5 protein-coding genes are annotated in these 5,601 nt (G+C 56.7%); all 5 read left to right on the top strand.

The window, feature by feature from the left end; translation table 11 throughout:
- The first annotated feature begins 237 nt into the window (after positions 1–237).
- Positions 238–1,467 (top strand): bifunctional glutamate N-acetyltransferase/amino-acid acetyltransferase ArgJ, encoded by a 1,230-nt coding sequence (gene argJ, locus C4885_RS15230; protein WP_114001152.1) that lies wholly within the window; start codon positions 238–240, stop codon positions 1,465–1,467.
- Between the two features lie 142 nt (positions 1,468–1,609).
- A complete protein-coding gene (argB, locus tag C4885_RS15225) occupies positions 1,610–2,464 on the top strand; it encodes an acetylglutamate kinase (RefSeq protein ID WP_114001151.1) in 855 nt (284 codons plus the stop codon).
- A 214-nt stretch (positions 2,465–2,678) separates the two neighbouring features.
- Entirely contained in the window at positions 2,679–3,857 is a 1,179-nt protein-coding gene (locus C4885_RS15220) for an aspartate aminotransferase family protein (RefSeq protein ID WP_114001150.1), read from the top strand.
- 18 nt (positions 3,858–3,875) lie between these two features.
- Positions 3,876–4,787 carry an ornithine carbamoyltransferase gene (argF, locus tag C4885_RS15215; RefSeq protein ID WP_114001149.1) on the top strand — a complete coding sequence of 304 codons (912 nt, stop codon included), beginning with the start codon at positions 3,876–3,878 and terminating at the stop codon, positions 4,785–4,787.
- 132 nt (positions 4,788–4,919) lie between these two features.
- Positions 4,920–5,108, top strand: coding sequence for a hypothetical protein (locus tag C4885_RS15210; RefSeq protein ID WP_114001148.1), 189 nt, complete (start codon positions 4,920–4,922; stop codon positions 5,106–5,108).
- The last annotated feature ends 493 nt before the right edge of the window (positions 5,109–5,601 follow it).

Raw genomic sequence — 5,601 nt, 5'->3', positions numbered from 1 at the left:
TTGGCAACGCAGATGCCGTGCCGCAGCTGCCGGAGCGGTGCTTAAGCCGCAAGGCGGGAATTGTGCGGTGTTGCCTTAGGAGTTAGGAGTTTTCCGGTATGTTGGCCTGCTGGCCGCATGGCACCGCTTTGGTGTGGTTTGTAGGGAACGGTCTTGACCGTTCCGCAGCTGTCTTTACCGGGTGGGTTCCGTTTCTTCTGATTTTTGATGTTATTTGTGGGAAAGAGGAAAAGTAACATGGCAAAGTATAAGGTCATTCCCGGCGGCGTTTGTGCCGCCAAGGGTTTTTCTGCTTCCGGCGTACATGCCGGGTTCCGGGCCAATCCCAACAAGCTGGATCTGGCCATCATCAAGGCGGATGTACGCTGTGCCGCTGCCGGTGTTTACACCACCAACAAGGTGTATGGCGCCCCCATCAAGGTTGACCGCGCCCACCTGGTGGACGGCCACGCACAGGCTGTTCTGGTGAACAGTGGCAACGCCAACACCTGTGCCGCCAACGGTGTGGATCTGGCCAATGAGTGCTGCGCCCTGGTGGCCCAGCAGCTGGGCATTGCAGCCGAGGATGTTCTGCCGGCTTCCACCGGCGTTATCGGCCAGCCCATGACGATTGACCCGTTCGCCCGCGGTATTCCCGCCGCAGCGGCCAGGCTGCAGGCCAGCGCCGAGGGCAGCAGCGAAGCTGCCAAGGCCATTATGACCACCGATACTTACGAGAAAGAATATGCCATTGAATTTGAGCTGGCCGGCAAAACCTGCCGCCTTGGCGCGATCGGCAAGGGCAGCGGCATGATTGCCCCCAACATGGCCACCATGCTGGCGTTCTACACCACCGATGCTGCCGTCAGCCCGGAGCTGCTGCAAAAGGCACTGCGCACCGTTGTGCCCACTACCTACAACCAGATGAGCGTTGACCTGGATACCTCCACCAACGATACCCTGCTGCTGCTGGCTTCCGGCCTGGCGGGCAACGAGCCTGTTGTGACCGAAGGCCCGGAGTATGACAAATTTCTGGCTGCCCTGGGCGCTGTGGCGGAGCATATGTGCGCCCTGCATGCTTCTGACGGCGAGGGTGCCACCCACCTGATCACCTGCGAAGTGACCCACGCCCCCACCCACGAGATTGCCCGCGCCGTGGCAAAGAGCGTTGTCTGCTCCAACCTGTTCAAGGCCGCCGTGTTTGGCCGCGACGCCAACTGGGGCCGCATCCTGTGCGCCATCGGCTATACGCCGGGGGATTTTTCCATCGACAAGGTCAGCGTGCGCATTGCCAGCAAGGCAGGCGAGGTGTTTGTGTGCGAAAACGCCGCCTACCATCCGTTCAGCGAGGACGAAGCCTATGCGGTTCTGGGCGAGCATGACATTTTGGTCAAAGTCGATATGGGCACCGGCGAAGCCAGCGGCAAAGCCTGGGGCTGCGATCTGACCTATGACTATGTTAAGATCAACGGCGATTACCGGACCTGATTTTGCAATTAGAAATTAGGAATGAGGAATGAACGGCTCGTTTAGGCTTGTAGCTTTTAATTTGTGCGCACACCGCCAACTCCTAACTCCTCCCTCCTAACTCCTAACTTATCTTGCTACTTTTACGTTTGGGGAGCGATTTATGAAAAACGAGGAAATGGCGCTGCTTTTTTCGGAAGCCACGCCCTACATCCAGAAATATCACGGCAAAACCCTGGTGATCAAATACGGCGGCAATGCCATGGTAAACGAGGAATTGAAACTGGCCGTTATGAACGACCTTGTCACCCTGACCCTGCTGGGTGTGCGCGTTGTGCTGGTACACGGCGGCGGCCCGGCCATCAACCAGATGCTGAACCGCGTGGGCAAGGAATCCAAGTTTGTCAACGGCCTGCGTTATACCGATAAAGAAACCATGAGCATTGTGCAGCAGGTTCTGGCCGGTCAGGTCAACAAGGATCTGGTTGCGTTGCTCAAGGGCCGCGGTGTTGGCCTGTGTGGTCTGGACGGCCACACCATCACCTGCTCCCGCAAGAGTGATGTAGACCTGGGCTATGTGGGCAACGTGGAAAAAGTGGACACCACCCTGATTGAGCACCTGCTCAACGATGGCTTTATCCCGGTCATTGCCACGGTTGGCATGGATGAAAACGGCATTGCCTACAACATCAACGCCGATACTGCTGCAGCCGCCATTGCTATTGCCCTGCACGCCGAAAAGTTCGTTTCCATGACGGATATTGTCGGCCTGCTGTATGACAAGGACGATGAATCCACCCTGATCCCCGAAGTGGAGATTTCCGAGATAGAGGGCTACAAGGCACATGGCATCATCTCCGGCGGCATGCTCCCCAAAATCGAGGGCATGGCCGATGCCATTTATGAGGGTGTGCATGAGGCTGTTATCATTGATGGCCGTGTTCCTCATTCTGTTCTGCTGGAAATGTTCTCTGACCGTGGTTCCGGCACCCTGTTCTACCGCCGCGGCAACCGATGATTTAATTTTACGGGGATTTACGGGGGATTTTGTACCTTTTTTGAAAAAAAGGTACCGAAAAAACTTCCAATATATTATACTATAAGAATAGTGCAAGCTGGCCGTGGGTACATAGCATGTACTTACGGCACAGTTATTCATTCGCCTATTTTTTAGGTTTATTCCTGAATAATCCGGCTGCCAACCATTCCAGACCTCCCAAGGAGGGAATACCATGAATACCGAAAAAGTCATCAAACGTGACCAGAAATACATTATGCACACCTATGCCCGCAGCCCGCTGGTGCTGGAGCACGGCGAGGGCATGTATGCCTATGATGCAGACGGCAAAGCCTATCTGGACTTTACCTCCGGCATTGGCGTAAACGCGCTGGGCTACTGCCACCCGGCCTGGGTACAGGCCGTTACCATGCAGGCCACCCGTTTGCAGCATTCTTCCAACCTGTATTACACCGCCCCCTGCGGCAAGCTGGCCAAGCGGCTGTGCGCCCGCACCGGGCTTGACCAGGTGTTTTTCGGCAACTCTGGTGCCGAAGCCAACGAAGGTGCCATCAAGTGCGCCCGCAAATACAGTGTGACCACCTATGATCCCGACCGCAACAAAGTTCTGACGCTGGTCAACTCGTTCCATGGCCGCACCCTTGCCACCCTGACCGCCACCGGCCAGGATGTTTTCCACAAGGATTTCGGCCCCTTCCCCGCTAACTTCGGCTACATTCCCGCCAACGATTTTGACACATTCAAGGCCGCTGTGGATGATTCTGTCTGCGCTGTTATGATGGAGATGGTACAGGGCGAAGGCGGCGTGGTTGCGCTGGACGCCGACTATGTGCAGAGCGTTGCCGACTACTGCCACGCCCACGATATTTTGATTATTGTGGACGAAGTACAGACCGGCGTGGGCCGCACCGGCACTTTCTTGGCCTGCGAGCAGTTCGGCCTGAAGCCGGATCTCGTCACCCTGGCCAAGGGGCTGGGCGGCGGCCTGCCCATCGGTGCCGTGCTGGCAAGCAAAAAGGTTGCCGATACCATGGGTCCCGGCTCTCACGGTTCCACCTTTGGCGGCAACCCGGTCGTCTGTGCAGGCGGCTGCGCTGTGCTGGATGCCATGGATGATGCGTTCATGCGCAACGTCAACGCCCGCGCCGCCCAGCTGCGGGAGGGTCTTGCCTCTCTGCCGCATGTCGCATCTGTCAGCGGCATGGGCCTGATGGTCGGCATTGCCTTTGCCGATGACGTAAAAGCCGCCGATGTGCGCGCTGCCTGCGAGCGCAAGGGCCTTCTGGTGCTGACCGCCAAGACCCGCCTGCGCCTGCTGCCCCCGCTGATTTTGAGCGAAGCAGACGTTGCCAAGGCACTGGCTATTCTGGATGACGTGCTTTCATCCATGTAACTGATCAGGAGGGTTTTCATGGAGCATTTACTCAAGTTAAGCAGCCTGACCCCCGATGAGATCATCCACATTCTGGATGTCGCCGATGAATACAAGCGCCTGCACAAAGCAGGCACTGACCCCAAGGATCTGCAGGGCAAGGCCATTGCCCTGATGTTTGGCAAGCATTCCACCCGTACCCGCACCAGCCTGGAGGTCGGCATCTACCAGATGGGCGGCCTTGGCACCTATCTGAGCGCCGCTGACATGCAGATCGCCCGCGGCGAGCCGATCCAGGATACCGCCCGCGTGCTGGGCCGCTATTACGATGCTATTGTGTACCGCACCTTTAAGCAGAGTGATGTGGACGCCCTGGCCAGGTACAGCGGCGTGCCGGTAGTTTCCGGCATGACCGATTACGCCCATCCCCTGCAGGTGTTGACTGACCTGATGACGGTGCGGGAGTACAAGGGCAAACTGGCCGGGCTGAAAGCCGGTTTTGTGGGCGATGGCTACAACATGGCCAACAGCCTGATCGTGGGCTGCCTGATGATGGGCATGGACTTTACCATTGCCTGCCCGAACGGCTACCGTCCCTCCGCCGATGTGCTCTTCTTTGCGCGGGAATATGGCGACCACTTTAAGCTGACCACCGCCCCGGACGAAGCCGCCCGCGGTGCCGATGTGCTGTTCACCGATGTGTGGACCAGCATGGGCATGGAGCGCGAAACCGAGCGCCGCCGCCGGGATTTCAACGGCTTCTGCCTGGATGCAGCCCGCATGGCGCTGGCCAAGCCGGACTGTATCGTGCAGCATCCCCTGCCCGCCCACCGCGGCGAGGAGATCACCCCCGACGTTTTTGAAACCCACGCAGACGAGATTTTTGATGAAGCCGAAAACCGCCTGCATGTAGAAAAAGCCGTGCTGGGAATTTTGCTGGCCGGCAAATAACGCATAACCCTTTGCACCGCCCGCCCCCCCCTGGGGTTGGCGGTGCTTTTGTTTACTAGGGCACCACAGTCGCCTATCCCGCGGCATGGTGCCCGTTTGCTTTTGTTTTTTTACTGGTAAGATACCACTTTGATGTGGTACTCATTTTTCGCCATTCTGCGCCACGCGGCAAGCTGTTCCACTGTGGGGGTGGCAAAGGATGCGCTGGGCTTTTCAAGCCCCAGCTGCGCGTATTACCATGCCGACCAGTGCCACACCTACCATAACCCCGGCAGCACGCCAACCCGCGCGGCCATGGTGATCCAATATACCGCACAATAAAAAAGGCAAAAAATAAAACCCGAACGGCCACTGCCCCGTTCGGGTTTTACTAAAAAGAAGGAGAAAAACAGAGCGTCCCCGATTTTTGCCTTAAAACGATAACCCACCCCTCTACTGATGAGCTCGTAAGCTCAATCCGGGGCGCTCTGGCAAACCTCTTCTTTTTAGGGAAATACTTAATTAAAAAACAAAATGCGCCTTGGAAGCAGCGGATCTGCTATTCCAAAGCGCCTTTGCTTCTTGCTAGTATAATACAATATCCCCGCACAAAATGCAAGGGGTTCAATGTACAACCTGCAATAATTATGCACTGCATTTTTGTGCAGTTTTACCATGTGTTTTCACGTGGTGTACAAAGTAAAACAGCGCACGGAGCCGCAATTTGTGCCGTTCCGTGCGCTGTTGTTTTTATTCAGGGCAATACCGCATAATTCTAAGTGCCGATACGGCGAGCGAGGTGCGGCAGATGCTAAGCCAAAAGCGCAGATAATAC

The organism is Subdoligranulum sp. APC924/74 (assembly GCF_003324125.1).
Classification (GTDB): Bacteria; Bacillota; Clostridia; order Oscillospirales; family Ruminococcaceae; genus Gemmiger; species Gemmiger qucibialis.
Note: the sequence above shows the minus strand (reverse complement) of the source record. Positions and strands in the feature narration are given on the sequence as shown.

Coding starts and splice junctions, on each gene's coding strand:
- C4885_RS15210 (WP_114001148.1), top strand. CDS start 4,920: ATGTGGTACTCATTTTTCGCCATTCTGCGCCACGCGGCAAGCTGTTCC.
- argB (WP_114001151.1), top strand. CDS start 1,610: ATGAAAAACGAGGAAATGGCGCTGCTTTTTTCGGAAGCCACGCCCTAC.
- argF (WP_114001149.1), top strand. CDS start 3,876: ATGGAGCATTTACTCAAGTTAAGCAGCCTGACCCCCGATGAGATCATC.
- C4885_RS15220 (WP_114001150.1), top strand. CDS start 2,679: ATGAATACCGAAAAAGTCATCAAACGTGACCAGAAATACATTATGCAC.
- argJ (WP_114001152.1), top strand. CDS start 238: ATGGCAAAGTATAAGGTCATTCCCGGCGGCGTTTGTGCCGCCAAGGGT.